The organism is Viridibacillus sp. FSL E2-0187 (genome assembly GCF_038006425.1).
GTDB lineage: Bacteria > Bacillota > Bacilli > Bacillales_A > Planococcaceae > Viridibacillus > Viridibacillus arvi.
Window position 1 is genome coordinate 107,306 of sequence record NZ_JBBOVG010000002.1, and the last position, 16,956, is coordinate 124,261.

Annotated in this window: 17 protein-coding genes and 1 riboswitch; of the genes, 5 read left to right on the forward strand and 12 right to left on the reverse strand. The window is 34.8% G+C overall.

The window, feature by feature from the left end:
• Nucleotides 1-6: 6 nt before the first annotated feature.
• A complete protein-coding gene (locus MHH85_RS19675; protein WP_340708259.1) occupies nt 7-1,017 on the forward strand; it encodes a FecCD family ABC transporter permease in 1,011 nt (336 codons plus the stop codon).
• Nucleotides 1,014-2,021: a FecCD family ABC transporter permease gene (locus MHH85_RS19680; protein ID WP_340708260.1), complete on the forward strand. Its 1,008-nt coding sequence runs from the start codon at nt 1,014-1,016 to the stop codon at nt 2,019-2,021. Before MHH85_RS19675 ends, MHH85_RS19680 begins: the two co-directional genes overlap by 4 nt.
• A 234-nt stretch (nt 2,022-2,255) precedes the next feature.
• Here MHH85_RS19680 and MHH85_RS19685 read toward each other — a convergent pair whose 3' ends face one another.
• Nucleotides 2,256-3,257 (reverse strand): YeiH family protein, encoded by a 1,002-nt coding sequence (locus MHH85_RS19685; RefSeq protein WP_340708261.1) that lies wholly within the window; start codon nt 3,255-3,257, stop codon nt 2,256-2,258.
• 112 nt (nt 3,258-3,369) lie between these two features.
• Here MHH85_RS19685 and MHH85_RS19690 point away from each other — a divergent pair, with 112 nt between their 5' ends.
• Complete coding sequence (locus MHH85_RS19690; protein ID WP_340708262.1) at nt 3,370-4,260, forward strand: LysR family transcriptional regulator; 891 nt, start codon at nt 3,370-3,372, stop codon at nt 4,258-4,260.
• A gap of 58 nt (nt 4,261-4,318) precedes the next feature.
• Here MHH85_RS19690 and MHH85_RS19695 read toward each other — a convergent pair whose 3' ends face one another.
• The 5 genes from MHH85_RS19695 to MHH85_RS19715 form a co-directional block, all read right to left on the reverse strand.
• The gene (locus MHH85_RS19695) at nt 4,319-5,056 is read right to left on the reverse strand and encodes an amino acid ABC transporter ATP-binding protein (protein ID WP_340708263.1); all 738 of its coding nucleotides are present in this window, start codon (nt 5,054-5,056) and stop codon (nt 4,319-4,321) included.
• A gap of 22 nt (nt 5,057-5,078) precedes the next feature.
• A complete protein-coding gene (locus MHH85_RS19700) occupies nt 5,079-5,822 on the reverse strand; it encodes an amino acid ABC transporter permease (RefSeq protein ID WP_038178910.1) in 744 nt (247 codons plus the stop codon).
• Nucleotides 5,823-5,885: 63 nt separating this feature from the next.
• On the reverse strand, nt 5,886-6,740 hold the full coding sequence (locus tag MHH85_RS19705) for a transporter substrate-binding domain-containing protein (protein WP_340708264.1): 855 nt from the start codon (nt 6,738-6,740) through the stop codon (nt 5,886-5,888).
• A gap of 136 nt (nt 6,741-6,876) precedes the next feature.
• Nucleotides 6,877-7,058: riboswitch (Lysine riboswitch) on the reverse strand.
• 118 nt (nt 7,059-7,176) lie between these two features.
• Entirely contained in the window at nt 7,177-8,625 is a 1,449-nt protein-coding gene (locus MHH85_RS19710; protein ID WP_340708265.1) for a hypothetical protein, read from the reverse strand.
• A 335-nt stretch (nt 8,626-8,960) separates the two neighbouring features.
• Nucleotides 8,961-9,152 carry a hypothetical protein gene (locus MHH85_RS19715; protein ID WP_038178903.1) on the reverse strand — a complete coding sequence of 64 codons (192 nt, stop codon included), beginning with the start codon at nt 9,150-9,152 and terminating at the stop codon, nt 8,961-8,963.
• A gap of 519 nt (nt 9,153-9,671) precedes the next feature.
• On the opposite strand from MHH85_RS19715, the gene guaC reads away from it, so the two are divergent.
• The gene (gene guaC, locus MHH85_RS19720) at nt 9,672-10,655 is read left to right on the forward strand and encodes a GMP reductase (protein WP_053418465.1); all 984 of its coding nucleotides are present in this window, start codon (nt 9,672-9,674) and stop codon (nt 10,653-10,655) included.
• 55 nt (nt 10,656-10,710) lie between these two features.
• Here the strand turns inward: guaC and MHH85_RS19725 are convergent, their stop codons facing one another.
• Nucleotides 10,711-11,601 carry a LysR family transcriptional regulator gene (locus MHH85_RS19725; RefSeq protein WP_340708266.1) on the reverse strand — a complete coding sequence of 297 codons (891 nt, stop codon included), beginning with the start codon at nt 11,599-11,601 and terminating at the stop codon, nt 10,711-10,713.
• A gap of 127 nt (nt 11,602-11,728) precedes the next feature.
• On the opposite strand from MHH85_RS19725, the gene MHH85_RS19730 reads away from it, so the two are divergent.
• The gene (locus tag MHH85_RS19730) at nt 11,729-12,919 is read left to right on the forward strand and encodes a coenzyme F420-0:L-glutamate ligase (protein WP_053418463.1); all 1,191 of its coding nucleotides are present in this window, start codon (nt 11,729-11,731) and stop codon (nt 12,917-12,919) included.
• Nucleotides 12,920-13,020: 101 nt separating this feature from the next.
• Here the strand turns inward: MHH85_RS19730 and MHH85_RS19735 are convergent, their stop codons facing one another.
• The 5 genes from MHH85_RS19735 to MHH85_RS19755 all read right to left on the reverse strand — a co-directional run bounded on the left by MHH85_RS19735 (nt 13,021) and on the right by MHH85_RS19755 (nt 16,836).
• Nucleotides 13,021-13,524 (reverse strand): methylated-DNA--[protein]-cysteine S-methyltransferase, encoded by a 504-nt coding sequence (locus tag MHH85_RS19735; RefSeq protein ID WP_340708267.1) that lies wholly within the window; start codon nt 13,522-13,524, stop codon nt 13,021-13,023.
• Entirely contained in the window at nt 13,508-14,425 is a 918-nt protein-coding gene (locus tag MHH85_RS19740) for a DNA-3-methyladenine glycosylase family protein (protein WP_340708268.1), read from the reverse strand. Before MHH85_RS19740 ends, MHH85_RS19735 begins: the two co-directional genes overlap by 17 nt.
• A gap of 12 nt (nt 14,426-14,437) precedes the next feature.
• Entirely contained in the window at nt 14,438-14,965 is a 528-nt protein-coding gene (locus MHH85_RS19745) for a bifunctional transcriptional activator/DNA repair enzyme AdaA (protein ID WP_340708533.1), read from the reverse strand.
• Between the two features lie 54 nt (nt 14,966-15,019).
• The gene (locus tag MHH85_RS19750) at nt 15,020-15,790 is read right to left on the reverse strand and encodes an isocitrate lyase/PEP mutase family protein (RefSeq protein WP_340708269.1); all 771 of its coding nucleotides are present in this window, start codon (nt 15,788-15,790) and stop codon (nt 15,020-15,022) included.
• 164 nt (nt 15,791-15,954) lie between these two features.
• On the reverse strand, nt 15,955-16,836 hold the full coding sequence (locus MHH85_RS19755) for a phosphotransferase (RefSeq protein ID WP_340708270.1): 882 nt from the start codon (nt 16,834-16,836) through the stop codon (nt 15,955-15,957).
• Between the last annotated feature and the right edge of the window lie 120 nt (nt 16,837-16,956).

Consider the following 16,956-nt stretch of genomic DNA (forward strand, 5'->3'; position numbering starts at 1 on the left):
TTAACTATGACAAAAGAAAAACAACAATCCATACCGTTTGTTATTAAATTCATAGTAGGAATTATCGTTCTGATCTGTATATTTACAGTAGCTATGGTATTCGGTGCTGCAAATACTTCTATAAGAGAAGTATGGCTAGCTATTACTTCAGATTCAGCGAGTGATACCATTACGATGATTCGAGAAATCCGTTTACCGAGAGAGGTCGGCGCCATTTTTGTTGGTGCCGCCCTTTCTGTTGCGGGTGCTATTATGCAAGGCATGACACGAAATCCATTAGCAGATCCAGGATTACTTGGACTAACTGCGGGTGCAAATGCTGCTCTAGCCATCACCTTTGCTCTTCTACCATCCACAAGCTATTTCGGTATTATGATTGCGTGTTTCATAGGTGCCGCAATTGGTGCTGTTTTAGTATTTGGAATTGGCATGTTAAAAAGAGGTGGATTTTCTCCACTGCGAATGGTATTAGCCGGAACTGCAGTTTCCGCGTTCCTTTATGCGATAGCTGATGGAGTAGCCTTATACTTTAAAATTTCAAAAAACGTTTCTATGTGGACAGCTGGAGGCCTTGTCGGAACTGCATGGAGTCAGTTACAACTAATTATTCCTATTATTATTGTAGGTCTAATTGTAGCTCTCCTTCTTTCAAGACAGCTGACTTTACTAAGTTTAAGTGAAGAAGTAGCAGTTGGCTTAGGACAAAATACAATGCGTGTAAAAATCATTTTATTTCTCATCATTATTATTTTAGTTGGAACATCAGTGGCCCTTGTAGGAAATATGGCTTTCATCGGTTTAATGGTACCTCACATCGTGCGTGCCATTGTCGGTACAGATTACCGTCTTGTTATTCCCATGTCAGCTATCGTAGGAGCTTCCTTTATGCTATTAGCTGATACAGTTGGGCGTACAATTAACGCACCTTATGAAACGCCTATTGCTGCTATTATTGCTGTTTTAGGACTACCGTTCTTTTTAATCATTGTTCGTAGAGGGGGCAAAGTATTCTCATGATTGCACCTCATTTGATTAGAAGACAACGATTAATCATATTTATACTATGCGCATTAATTATAGCTACATTTATTATCGGTTTAGGTATGGGAGCATCTTCAGTTTCATTCGACCGTATCATTCCAACTATTCTAGGTAACGGTACTTTCAAAGAAGAATTTGTTCTCTTTTCAATACGCCTACCTCGAATTCTTATTACTGTTTTAGCGGGTATGGCACTCGCATTATCTGGCTCCATTTTGCAAAGCATTACACGTAATGATTTAGCCGATCCAGGAATTATCGGGATTAATGCTGGCGCTGGAGTTGGCGTAGCTATTTTCTTTTTATTTTTCCCTGTTGATGTTGGTTCATTTATATATGTCTTACCGGCAGTCGCCTTTTTAGGTGCTTTGCTAACGGCTATATTGATATATGCATTTTCTTATAGTAAGAAAGAAGGTCTACAACCTGTACGCTTAGTTTTGGTCGGTATTGGGTTTTCAATGGCGCTTTCAGGCGTAATGATTGTTCTAATCTCATCAGCTGAACGTACAAAAGTGGATTTTATCGCCAAATGGTTAGCGGGAAATATATGGGGTAATGATTGGGCCTTTGTTTGGGCAATTTCACCTTGGCTTGTTATATTAATTCCTTTTACTCTTTTTAAGGCAAATAAGCTGAACTTACTAAACTTGAGTGAACCTGTTGCTATCGGAGTAGGTGTTTCACTTGAGAAAGAAAGAATTGTTTTACTGTTAACTGCGGTTGCATTAGCTGCTTCTGCCGTTTCAGTGACCGGCGGAATTGCCTTCATTGGTCTTTTGTCCCCTCACATTGCAAAAGCATTAGTAGGACCAAGAAATCAATTATTTATACCTGTAGCCATTTTAACAGGCGGTTGGCTATTACTACTGGCCGATACTATAGGTCGTAATATTATAAACTTTAGTAGCATTCCAGCAGGTATAATCGTATCTCTTATTGGGGCACCATACTTCATTTACCTGTTATTTAAAAAATAGACTTAAACCGCTCATTTAAGAGAGGTTCAGACTGTAGCTAAACTCGAAGAATTTCGAATTTGCCTACAGTCTTTTTTCTTTTATAAAAATATGGATGAATGCTACCTACTACCTTTGATTTCCGCTACGTGCGGACGCTTTTCGCTCCAATCAACTAAATACATTAATATTGCAGTCTGCTTTATATGACTCACCACTACCAATTTCTCAACTGAAAGTAGTAATGTCAGGGCATTAAAGCAACATGAATATTAGGATTAACGCTAAAATAATTTGGAATAGGCCAATACCACCTGCGTATGCAGATAATTTCCATCCATGCTGCGTTAAATCTTTTATATTTACACTCATACCAATACCTGCAAGTGCTGTGATTTCTAAATAGTTCCCAAAAACTTTAGTTGGATGTGTAATTGATGTTGGAAATAAAACAATACTATTGATTAGACACAATAATAAAAACCCTGCTACATACCAAGGGACTATTGAACGTATGTTGAATTTCCCTTTAGTGGCTTCTTGAACTTCTTGATTTGCCATCTTTATGCGTTTTAGAACAAAAACAACTAATGCTAAGAAAATGATTCTGCTGATTTTAAAAATTTCTGCCTGATCTTTCACTGCCTCGCCAACTATGCTCCCGCTGGCAACTACTTGCCCTACGGATTGTAATGTCCCACCGATCAAAGCTGAAGATGGGAGCACATTATTATGAAAAATGGTACTTGTGATGACAGGTAAAAGAATCATCATTACTGTACCTAGTAAATTAACAATTGTTATAGATACAGCCATATCTGATGTTTTTGCATTAATTGCTGGTGCTGTTGATGCAATTGCTGAAGACCCACAAACTGCATTACCACTCGCCATCAATAAACGAAAGTCCTCACCAAAACTTAAATATTTTCCCAACCAAATGACAAAAGCAATTGTCCCAGCCATTTGGATAAGTATAAAAGAGATACCCGTTAGCCCAATATTAAATAAAGAATTAAATGTTAACGTTGCACCCAATAAAATAATTGAATAGTACAGTAGGTTACTTTCTGAAAACTTTATTCCTGGTCTTAACATCGGGTTAGACCCAAACTTTAAATTGCCGACCAAAATACCTATTAATATAGCAAATAATCCACTGCCTAAACTTGGAAAGAAACGACCAAATACCATTCCAATAAAGGCGATAATAATACAAGTTATTAATCCAGGTAGAACATTTATTATTTTCTTCATATTTTAACCCCATTTATTTTTGTTTGTACCTAAACTTTACTGGAGAATTAATAATCAGTAAAATACAGATAAGTAATTATGACTATTAGTATTTCTAATAAGGGGGAATTTAATGTATTACGATGCCTTAAAGACATTCGTTGCTTTAGCGGATATAAAAAATTTTACGAAAACAGCTGAATACCTCCATATTTCTCAACCTAGCGTTAGTTTACACATAAAAAATTTAGAAACTGAGTTTAATACACAGTTATTTTTACGCTCACCTAAATCGCTAAAAATTACCCCATCTGGTGAAATTCTCTATGATCGCGCTAAACAAATGTTAGCCATTTATGATCAAACCAAATCGGATATTCTAACACTTCAAAATGAAATTAAAGGAAAACTGCTGATTGGCGCAAGCTTTACCATTGGCGAATATGTACTACCTTCATTACTCGTTACCTTACAACAAAAATATCCTGAACTTGACCTGGAAGTAATAATCGGAAATACGGATGAGATTGTTGAAGCTGTTCAATTGCTAAAGATAGATATCGGATTGATCGAAGGGCAAACAACCAATAAAGAGTTAATTGTAGAACCCTTTATGGAAGACGAGTTATTGTTAGTCGCCTCACCTTCACATGTACTTGCAAAAAAAGAAAGCATAACGATTCAAGATTTACATAATCACACGTGGCTAACTCGCGAGGAAGGCTCAGGTACGCGTAATTACTTACTTCATGTACTAGAATCTAATGGCATTAATATTAAATCGCTTATCTCTATTAGCAGTAATCAAGGATTAAAAGAATTTATGACTCAAGGAATTGATGGTCTTACACTTCTGTCAAAAAATGTTATTGAACATGAATTAAAAAGAGGGACACTCGCTGTTATCCGTCTAGAGGACCGTGTATTTAAACGGAGTTTTTCCTATGTATATTCACCAATTATGGGAAGTAAAAAGAATACCTCCATGTTTATAAAAGAAATCAACAATAAGTGGCATATATAAAAAGCCGTTCCTTATATCAAACGAATGATGTAGGAAACGGCTTTCTTATGCAATACCCCTATTGTTTAAACGTGCGCTTTAGAAATGCCTTTGTGCGTTCACTTTGTGGATGATTAAAGATTTGTTCTGGTGAACCTTCTTCCACTATGACCCCTTTATCCATGAAAACAACACGATCTGAAACTTCTCTTGCAAATTCCATTTCATGTGTCACGATTAACATCGTAAGACCTGTACCTGCTAATTCCTTCATAACCTTTAGAACTTCTCCAACCATTTCTGGGTCGAGTGCAGATGTTGGTTCATCAAAAAGTAATACATCTGGTTCCATAGACAGCGCTCTAGCAATAGCTACACGTTGCTTTTGACCACCTGATAATTGGTGTGGCTTCGCATTGACATAACGATCTAAACCAACAACCTTCAAGTACTTCATAGCAACATTCTCAGCATCACTTTTAGAGCGTTTTAAAACCTTTGTTTGACCTACAATACAATTTGTTAATACATTAAGGTTATTAAACAAATTGAATGATTGGAATACCATACCTAGTTTTGTACGATAATTATTTATATTATGGTTGTTATCTAGAATATTGTCACCTTGATAAACAATCTGTCCTCCACTTGGTCTTTCTAATAAGTTAATACAACGTAGAAGCGTAGATTTCCCTGATCCTGAAGAGCCGATGACACAGACAACTTCCCCTTTGTTTACAGAGAAATCAATGTCTTTAAGAACTTCATGAGTGCCAAAGGATTTGCTTAGATGTTGTATCTCGATTACATTTTTCATAAGTCTATCTCCTTTGCCCGCATCATGCTTTTTTGCCTTCCATTTGTTCTAGATCATCAATCATTTGATAGTTTTGTGGACCATCTAATCGTTTTTCAAAGTAGTGTAGAATTTTCGTCACTACGAATGTCATGATTAAGTATAAAATACATGCTACAAAGAATGACTCGAAATATCTGAAATTATTCCCCGAAACAGATTTTGTTTGGAAGTATAGTTCTGTAACCCCAATTACATTCAATACTGATGTATCTTTAATATTCATAACAAATTGGTTACCTGTTGCAGGTAAAATATTCCTTAAAACTTGTGGTAATACTACATGAATCATAGTTTGCCAATGATTCATGCCAATCGCTTGAGCTGCTTCAAATTGGCCTTTATCTACTGAGATAATGCCGCCACGTACAATTTCAGCCATATACGCTCCTGTATTAATAGCAACGATAAAAATTGCTGCAAACGTGCGGTCCATATCTACACCAAATGCTTGGGCAGCACCATAGAAAACTACCATTGCCTGAACAATCATTGGTGTACCTCGGAAAAATCCTACGTATATCCCAAGAATTATATTTATTAGTTTTAATACAATTCTTTTTAATCCTCTTTCAGGTTTAGGAATCGTATTAATAATACCGATAAGTAATCCAATGATTGCACCGAAAACAGTACCAAGTGTTGCAATTAATAACGTCATCCATGCCCCGCGAAGGAACATTTCCCAGTTTTCTGTTGCTATACTTATAATCCAATCAATACTCATACTGTTCCTCCTTCAAAAGCAGTAATACCGACTGCTTCATATGCAGCCGGTATCCGTCATACATTATTTTGCAGCTGGTTGGTTTGCAATCGCTTTATCCATAATTTCTGTACGCTCTTCTTCAGAGATACCTTTTAAAATTTCATTAATTTTATCTTTTAATTCGCTATCTTTTTCAATACCTACAGCAATTGCTGTATCTTCTTCAGACGCTTTAAAGCCATCTGTGAATTCAACCATTACAAATTTATCATTTGCAGCTGAAGAACTAATACCTTCTGGACGTTCAGATACATAACCATCAATCACACCTGATTCAAGTGCTACACGCATTGCAGGGAAGTTATCCATTGCAGCTTGTTTTTTAACACCAGTAATTTGATCTATTACATCATAGTGTGTTGTATTTAATTGACCTGTAATTTTGGCACCACTAAAATCTTGGATTGATTTAGCTTTCTCGTATTTACTGCCCTTTTTAACAACCATTACATAATTAGATGTATAGTAGTTATCAGTGAAATCAATTGTCTTTTTACGCTTTTCAGTTGGAGACATACCCGCCATAATTGCATCAATTTTACCTGAAGTTAATGAAGGTACTAGACCGTCCCATTCTGTTTTGACGATTACTAGTTCTTTTCCTAAAGATTCTGCAACTCTTTTTGCAATCTCAACATCATAACCGCCAGCATATTCTGCGTTACCAGAGATTTTCACGCCGCCGTTTGAATCATCCTTTTGTGTCCAGTTAAACGGAGGGTATCCCGCTTCCATACCAATTGTGAATGTTTCTTTTTTTGTTTCCCCTTCAGTAGATGCACCTGATCCCGAACCTGCATCTTTAGTCCCACAACCAGCTAATAGTAAAATAGCAAGTAGTGTCATAGCAGAAAAAATTGCCCATGTTTTTTTCATATTATATTCTCCCCCTCTAAATAATATCCTTAATTTTCTTCAAAATACTAAAAAAGGCTATTGTACGTATAAAAAACGCGCCCTGAGATGAACTCAGGTCGCATTGTACAATAGCCTAAATCCTCTACTTATCCCTTAATGAGATAGCTCAACTCAACGAACTAGGACGTTCATTGAGACAGTCCTGCAGTTATTAACTGCAGACCCAGCAAGTAACATCGAGTGTATTACAAACTTCGGCGACATCTCCTTCTCAATAGTTTCATAGTTTCTCAAGCTCCACTAAAGACTAATAGATATCGCGCCTCTACCTCACCTATTAAAAAGTGAGGTCGTATTCAATTATCATTGTACACAGTCTACAGTAACGAACTTTCACTGTCAACAACCATTTTGTTAAATACTCAGAATACTATTTTCTTTCTTACAACTAGTTTTAGCCTCTAATAAAATCTGATTCAGTGTACGTAACTTCACCTGTTGTAGCATTAATCTTATCAATTACACCATTTTCAGAAGGGGTGTTAACAGAATAATTTAAGCTATAGATTGTCATTTCATCATCTTCATCTATCTCTTCAAAACGTGAAAGTTTCATCTGCAAACTCTGTTTATATATAGCATCCGCTTCTTCCAATGTAATCAATGGTGTAGTACTAACACCTCGAATAGCCTCCATATTTAATGCACTATACAGACAAGAACGAATAATCCCAGTATGTATACCTACTTCAATTAGGACGGAGTATTTGTCTAATTTGTATTCATGGAAAAATGGGATAAAAGTAAACATAATCGTCGGCTCATCTTCATGTTCGTCTTCATGCTCGTCTTCATCATATTCGCCCACATTGAAGAAATCCTCATCTGTATCATCATCAAATTCTTCTGTATCATCATTCGACATAGATTGTTCTTCAAGCATGTATTTATAATGTATTTCACCAGCAATAATCTCTAAAAATTGCATTGCATTTTCTTTCAATTGCTCAAAAGGTAACTCAGTCTTTACTTCTGTATCCCATTCCACATTAGATTCATAGTTAGCACCCGCATCATCAAAATGTAGCACTTCGATTACAGCTTCTGCTTCTTCACCATTGGCATCTAACTCTTCCGCATCATACCAATATAAATTACCCTCTTCTTCACGTAATACATATTGATCGGTTGCACCTAATAATTTTGGCAATGCCTTTGTTACTTGAACAGGTGTAACAGCAAATTGTTCAAGCTTTGATTCACTGAACAACTGACTAGCTTTTTGAACTTCCCCGCCAACAGTAACACCTATATAATCTCGAATTGGTTGATAAACTAACTCAAATTCTCCTTGCTCTTCATTTTCTTCGATTCCTAATTCCACTAATGTTTCTTTACATAAAATTTCTCTTGCTTCAGCTTCTGTTACTTCTACTTTTGGATATGTAAGTTGATAATACTCTTGGAATATAGTAGCCGCTGTAATAGTACCGTATGAATTGATCTCTATAACTGCACCAGAATTAGGTAAAGGGAGTTTTAATTTTTTATCTATAGCTTCATAAACTACTAAATATTCCCCTTCGCCAATCTCAGAGAAATTACTAAATTGTACTGCTTCACGGCCGAAATCCTTCACAAAGGACTCTGTAATATGTAAAATTTCATCCATCCCAAGTTCTTCTAGACTTTCTAACTCTACATCGTTATTTTCTACTAATCTATCAAAATCAATATTGATGTTTGTCAGCTCTTTATCGTCCGTCACTTCAATATAACCGTATTTGACATCATTTCGTGCATCCAGTACTTCAATACTATCTTCCATCGTTTCATCCTCATTTATTACAATGGAAGGCTGTCCAATTAAATATTTCTTCAATTTCATTTCTATCTCTATCATACGATGCTCCCTTTCAAGAAATGTATTATTGTTACTATAATATTAACTTCTTAAACAGTGAATTACTATCAAATCGGACATAATATAAAAAAATTAACTACAAATAACGTCATATTTCTAATTTAACAGAAAAAAAACCAAAAAAAAGAAAAAAGACTCATCATTCGCAAGTCTTTTTTCCTGTCATTATCCAATTAAAACTAAATTAACCCATAAATATATTCTGTATGTGATAACTCTCCAATAAGCAGATATCCCTATATAAGTTATATTAAATTTATCGATTTAGCCTTTTATTACGTTATTGATACTCAAATATATATTATAAAATGCTCTTAGTATTTTGGGTCATCTAACGCCTGATAGTCTTGTTGATATTTACCGCCATCAGCAACTTCTGCATGATATAAAGCTTTCAATGCATAGTTTTTTTCAAGATCTAAAGATTTTTTCAACTCTTTAAATTTTGTATGCAATTCTTTGTTTTCATTTATTAATTGTTGCATTTGTGATTTAATGTATTTCAAAGATTTTCATCTCCTTTCAGATGGTTAATCTATTTAATTAGTATACCACTAAATGTAATGCTTTTTAATGTCCATAATTTGCTTAAATTAAAGTGAATATTTTGAAATTCTAAGAACAGAAATAATTAGAAGGAACTTTTCAATGTAACTACCAGTGATGAAGATCAAACTATACTACATACGATATTACTAAAAAGTTTTTAATAAATATGAATATAAACAGCGATTTACAAACTACCCTCTAAAACTTCAATGTATATTTTATCAAGATTTCCTAATGCTACTTTTAATAAATATCATCGTTTGACACTAATGGCTTCTCTCCCTTAAGAATCCCTAACATTAAACTCTTTTTTAACTTCCCAACGCGATTTTTTTATGAATATTTATTGAATAACTGCAGAAAAAGATGAAAACGCTTATTTTCTTTTGACATAAGGCCAAAAATAATGTAAATTACTAAAAGACGAACGTTTTATTTACAAGAATAATTATTATTCGGTTTTAGGAGTGTGTTTTATGGAAAATGTATTTGATTACGAAGATATTCAATTGGTTCCCGCAAAATGTATAGTAAATAGTAGATCTGAATGTGACACATCAGTTACTTTAGGTGAACATACATTTAAATTACCTGTAGTACCTGCAAATATGCAAACTATTATTGACGAAAAAGTAGCCATCCAATTAGCTGAAGATGGATATTTCTATATAATGCATCGTTTTGAACCACAAAAACGTGCAGATTTCACTAAAGATATGCAAGCTCGTGGATTAATCGCTTCAATTAGCGTAGGTGTAAAAGAAGAAGAGTATGCATTCATCGAAGAATTAGCAGCAGATAAGATAATTCCTGAATTCATCACAATCGATATTGCACACGGTCATTCAAATGCTGTAATCAATATGATTCAACATATTAAAAAACACTTACCTACTAGCTTTGTAATTGCTGGTAACGTTGGTACTCCAGAAGCTGTAAGAGAATTAGAAAACGCTGGCGCTGATGCTACTAAAGTGGGTATTGGACCAGGTAAAGTATGTATTACAAAAATCAAAACTGGCTTTGGTACAGGCGGCTGGCAATTAGCGGCTCTACGCTGGTGTGCAAAAGCTGCTACTAAACCAATCATTGCAGACGGTGGTATCCGTACTAATGGTGATATCGCTAAATCTGTACGCTTCGGTGCTTCAATGGTCATGATCGGTTCATTATTTGCTGGACACGAAGAATCTCCTGGTAAGACTATCGAAAAAGACGGTAAACTTCTGAAAGAATACTTTGGTTCAGCTTCTGAATTCCAAAAAGGTGAGAAGAAAAACGTAGAAGGTAAAAAACTGTATGTTGAACATAAGGGCTCTCTAAAAGATACTCTTACTGAAATGCAACAAGACCTTCAATCATCTATCTCTTATGCTGGCGGCAAAAAACTTGACGCTATCCGTACAGTAGATTATGTTGTCGTTAAAAACTCTATCTTTAATGGTGATAAAACGTACTAAGAACTTGAAACACATTAAAAACCGCCAAAAATTTTTTGGCGGTTTTTTCATTTATCTATATTTGATTATTTTCTACGATTTCAACAAATTTTGTTGAAGCTAGAGATAGAGGCACACTTTTTAAAAAGCATACGCCTATACTCCTTTTCGGTATATCTTCCATTAAAGGGACTTCATATAGTATTCCTTTATTTAAATACTCTTTGGAAAATTCTTTTGTTACACACGCTATTCCCAAATTTATTTTTGCAAACTCTAATAATAAATCATGGGAACCCAGTTCAAATTCTGGAGAAATCATAACACCCTTTGTCATCAGATAATCATCTACATATTTCCTCGAGACAGATTGGCGCTCAAGTAGTATTAGTGGCAAATCTACTATTGAAGCAAAGCTAAGTGGCTCCGTAATGGTCTTCATGTATTGCTCTCCACAAACGAATATGTCTTGAACATCAAGACAAGGTTTAAGCTCTAATGTTGGATCATCAATAGGGAAATTACAGAAGGCAATATCAACTTCTCCCGATTTTAATACTGTACAAAGCTCCATTGTCGTACCATTCATTATCTTAAATTTAATATTTGGATACTGATTATGAAAAGCTTCTAAATAAGGAAGTAAAAAATACTTTGAAATTGTATCACCCACACCTATTTTCAATTCGCCAGTAGTTAAATCTTTAAACTCTAAAAGCTTCTCTTCTCCAACACGAAGCAAATTAATAGCTGAATTTGCATATTCAAATAACAAACTACCTTCATATGTTAATGTGACCCCTTTAGGCGTTCTATTAAATAGGCGGATATCTAGTTCATTTTCTAATTGTTTAATAGCTTGACTAACAGCTGGCTGTGTCATATACAGATCATTTGCGGCTTTTGAAAAGCTTGAGCTTTTACCCACTTTACAAAACACTTTATATAAATCTAATTTACTCACCATATAACATCACCTTATACCTATCATTTGATATATTAATTTTACTTATATCACTATTTTGAGGTATATTACAAGTTGTGAGTTTTAAAAAAAATGATAGTAAACAATATAGCAATGAGGAGCGATTATTTTGGAAAGAGTAGTTGGAACAGTTGTAAGAGGTCTTCGTGGCCCAATCATCAATCAAGGCGATAGCATTGAAGATATCGTTGTAGAAAGTGTATTAAAAGCATCAGAAGTTGAAGGCTTTAATATTCAAGATAAAGATATCGTAACAGTAACAGAATCCATCGTTGCCCGCGCTCAAGGTAACTACGCTACAATCGATCACATCGCAAAAGATGTTAGTGCAAAATTCGGAGATGACACTGTAGGCGTTATTTTCCCTATCTTAAGCCGTAACCGCTTTGCTATCTGTCTTCGTGGTATTGCAAAAGGCGTTAAAAAAGTTGTTTTAATGCTTAGCTACCCATCAGATGAAGTAGGTAATCACTTAGTTGACCTTGATATACTTGATGAAAAAGGCGTTAACCCATGGACAGACGTTTTAACTGAAAAACAATTCCGCGAATTATTCGGACATAACAAACACACTTTCACTGGAGTTGACTATATCGATTACTACAAATCGTTAGTCGAAGAATACGGTGTTGAATGTGAAGTAATCTTCTCGAACAATCCAAAAACAATCTTAGAATATACTAAGAGCGTATTAACTTGTGATATCCATACAAGATTTAGAACAAAGAGAATTTTAGAAGCTAACGGTGGAGAAAAAATCTACAGCCTAGATAATATCCTAGCTGAATCAATTGATGGTAGTGGCTTCAACGAAAGTTACGGTCTACTAGGATCAAATAAATCAACAGAAAACAGTGTGAAGCTTTTCCCACGTAATTGCCAACCTGTTGTAGATAAAATTCAAGAAATGCTGAAAGAAAAAACAGGCAAAAATGTTGAAGTTATGATTTATGGTGATGGCGCATTTAAAGATCCGGTAGGTAAAATCTGGGAACTTGCTGATCCAGTTGTATCTCCTGCTTACACAGCTGGTCTTAATGGCACACCGAATGAAATCAAATTAAAATATCTTGCTGATAATAACTTTGCTGATTTAAGAGGCGAAGAACTTAAAAAAGCTATCTCTGAGTACATTGATAATAAAGGAACTGACCTTGTAGGAGCTATGGAAGCACAAGGTACTACACCTCGCCAACTAACTGACCTAATCGGTTCTTTATCTGATTTAACATCAGGCAGTGGTGACAAAGGTACTCCAATGATCTTTATCCAAGGTTACTTTGATAACTATACTAAATAAGATATTAATTTGCTGAGCGGGACTGTAAGAACCTAAATCAGTACTCTAATCAAAGAAGGGAGAATAGGCAATTGTCTATTCTCCCTTTTTATTTTATCGATCTATATTCCATAATCTGTAGTAATTCCTTTACTACTAGTTTTTTCATGCTGAAGTAGCCATTCTTTTCTCCACACGCCCCCTGCATAACCTGTTAATTTTCCGTTTGATCCAATAATTCGATGACAAGGTATAACAATACTTAATTTATTTTTTCCATTTGCATTTCCTACAGCTCTAATAGCCTTTTCATTTCCAATTGAAACTGCAATATCTTTATACGCCACTGTTTTTCCGTATGGAATACTTGTTAAGGCGTTCCACACAATTTTTTGAAAGTCTGTCCCTTCATATTTAATAGGAAGCGTAAATTCACGACGCTCTCCTTTAAAATATTCATCAAGTTGACAGTAGCAACTTTCTAAAACAATTGGCGTTTCGTCTAGCTTATTATTTACGGATCTGTCCTGTTCAGAAAACATAATAGAGTTAATTGCTTCATCTGTACCAGTTATTTCTATCACTCCAATTGGAGATTCATAATCTAATTTATATAACTTGCTCATATAAAGACCTCCATAGATAAAAGGTTGCGTATGCTTGCAGCCCTCCCCAATTTGCTGAGAGCTCTTTGATTTCAACTATTGTCGGCTTACGTCCTAGGCCTAAATGGATTTTCAGCGCATTGTGGAGACCGACATCCGTTATTGGAAAGGCAGATGGATGATGTAAGCATTTCATCATCACATAGTCAGCAGACCAAGCTCCTATTCCTCTAATCTTCATTAACGACTTTTGAATTTGTTGATAATTTTGATCGCCCAGTAGCAAATCCTTTGTTAATTCACCACTTGCCATGATCTTAGCTACGCCTATTACATATTCGGCCTTTCTAACTGAAAATTGCAGTTCCCTTAACTCATCCACACTTATAGTTGCGATCTTTTCATAGTTCGGGAATAGCCAAAAGGTGTCTCCTTTAAAGGTAAGACTTTCACCAAAGTTCTCAACAAAGCGTTTTTTTAATATGTAAGCAAATGTTAAATTTATTTGCTGTCCAATAATTGCCCATGATAGTGCTTCAAATAAATCTGGAATACACATGATCCTTAAGCCATAATATTTTTGAGCAAAACCCTGTAACACCTTGTCCCGCTTTGCTGCTTCATAAAACACTCGAAGATCTGTATCCAAATCAAACCATTCCCATATATACGATGCCACTTCTTCACGGATTCCTTTGGAGGGTGGAGTGATTGGAAAATCAACTAGAATTATATTTTGATTGCATCCAATCTTACACAAAATTAACTCTTGATTTACTTTTATTAATTTATATAAATATCCATCTTTTATTTGATGCAATATTTCTTGTTTAGACCTGCTTAAGAACAACAAACACTCTTCGAAACTGAATTCTTCAGGCGTATAAATTTCTATATATGATTGGTGATCAATCCAATTCATTTCAACAACTCCTTACCCCTCAAGGGTACGATATTCGCTAGGGGAACACTTTGTTAAACGGCGGAATGACTTATAAAAATTGGAAGTGCTTTGAAATCCAACTTCATAACAAATCTCGAGATTCGTGTGATTAGTATTTTTAAGAAGATGCATCGCCTTATCGATTCGAATTTTCTCTAAATAAGTACGCGGAGTTTCTGAAGTTTCCTGTTTAAATAGGCGATCAAGATGATATGGGCTTATACCGACATAATCAGCAATATCCTGTAATGCTACCTTTTGTTTATAGTTATTGACCAAATAGCTAGTTACATTTCTTACAAGTCCGATATGCGGGGTATGCTCAACTTCTGGCTGGCATCTCTTACAAGCACGGAACCCCGATTTTTCAACTTCAATTATGTCATAGTAGAATTCTACATTTATTTTTTTTGGTTTCCTTGATTTACATGAAGGACGGCAATAGATTTTTGTTGTTTTTACTGCTGTAAAAAACAGCCCATCGTATGTTCGATCACACGCAATAATCTTTTCCCACATTTCTTCAAAAGAGAGATTAATATTATTCACCTTTAATTTCTCCGTTCTTTTAGTTTAATCTTCATATAAAAGTGAAGTATCCTTCAACTCGAGTATTTGTGTCGCATTTTTCTCTAAAAAGGCAATTACTTTATCCGATAAAGCATTTCCAAAGCTAAACCGCTTCACACCTATATCCTTCAGCTTATTACAATTGGTTAAACCAGGTAAAGACAGTATATTAAGAGGGGCGCCTATAAGAAAAGCGATCTCTTTAATTTCATCCTCTTTTATTAATCCTGGGATAAATATTCCGCTAGCCCCACTTTCAACGTACGCCCGTGTTCGAATAATCGTTTCCGAAAGTGGATTTTCCATTTGTAAATAAGTATCCGTTCTTGCATTGATATAAAAATCTTTAAAACCATTTTGATCAAGAGTTGTTCTAATTTTCGTTAAAAGATTACAGTGATCTTTTAACTCTCTTAATCCTTGTTGTTTTTTTAGCGAATCCTCAATATTGATTCCTGCGACACCAATATCTGCTGTTCTTAATACATGATTAACAATTGTATCAATATCTTCACTATATCCCGCTTCAATGTCCCCTGAAACAGGTATTTTAACATTATCTGTAATAATCTTAATTATTTCTAAATGCTTCTCAAAATCAATTAGTTCACCATCCGCATATCCAAGTGAATTGGCAATCCCCCAACTGGTCGTACCAATTGCTTTGAATCCTGCTTTCTCGAGAATTAAGGCAGATAGTAGATCCCAAGCATTCCCCAAAAATAATGGTTCCGTCGACGAATGAAGTTCATTGAATTCCTGAATTGTTGTCATTTTATTTCCTCCTATAGTGTACTGAATCTCATTTTAACAAGGCATAAACATTCAATTCGTCCTCATTCTTGCTCTTATGGTCTAGAAACCAAAAAAAAGAAATCATTGATAACTTCTCCTTTAAATTTATTGAACAATTCTACCTAACTGTCTTAAGCTGATAATTAAAATAACGTCTTATGTCTTAACCACTCTTCTATATCCACGCTACCTTGAACGGCTAATAATCTGTATAAATATCGATACGGTATTCTACACTTTGTTAAATTTGGAATTTCCATTACCATTTCATAGCCCTTTTTAAAATCTTGAACTGATTTTACATCTAGCACATATTCTAATGCGATAAAATCTAACTCTCTAGGGGCTATAACATATGCTTCCGTATCGACAAGACCAGTGATTTCCCTACCATCTGATAAAAACTGTGTTGGATCCATATCAACGAGCACAAACGTCGAATATTCAGGTACAGATAATCCATTGATTAAATTATTTATTTCAGGGAGCTTGCTTTTTATTGCTTCGTCCTTAATGTGAAAACGGTTTACTAATTCAAATAAAGCATCCTTCATATGTTGATTAAATTCTTTCAAACTTACTTGATAGCTTCTTGATGGATTACCAACAAAATTTTCTTTATGCCGATGAATTTTAGCCAAACCTTCTCCTAAACTTTGCAAAACTGAAGATGGCTGATCAATAAAGGACTCGACTATTTGTCCTTTTAGTTTTTCTACAACAACAAATTCTTTTGTTAGAATCCTCCCTTTATCTATTACTCTTGGTATTGGTATTGAATTTAGCTTACTCAATGTATTATTTACGTGTTCTAATTCATAAACTTGCCTTGGGTCAATTCCAAATAACTTTTTGCATCCCCACCAAAATTCATTATTAGGATCTTCTTTCATTTTAGAAGAACGCACAACTACTTCTTGATTATTTGTTTTTACCAACCATACATCACTAGCATGGTCTTCATAACCAGGGCTTAATTCCAGTGTCTCTTTAATTGGCTCTTTAAATAAAAATTGTAAATCCATAGAATCTTCCTACTCTCATAATGCATACTTTACTAATATATTTTTCTATAACCGCTTTAAGTTCTCCTTTATAATTTTTTCTAAAAAATCCCAAGTTAAATAAAACTTTATTTTTGAAGA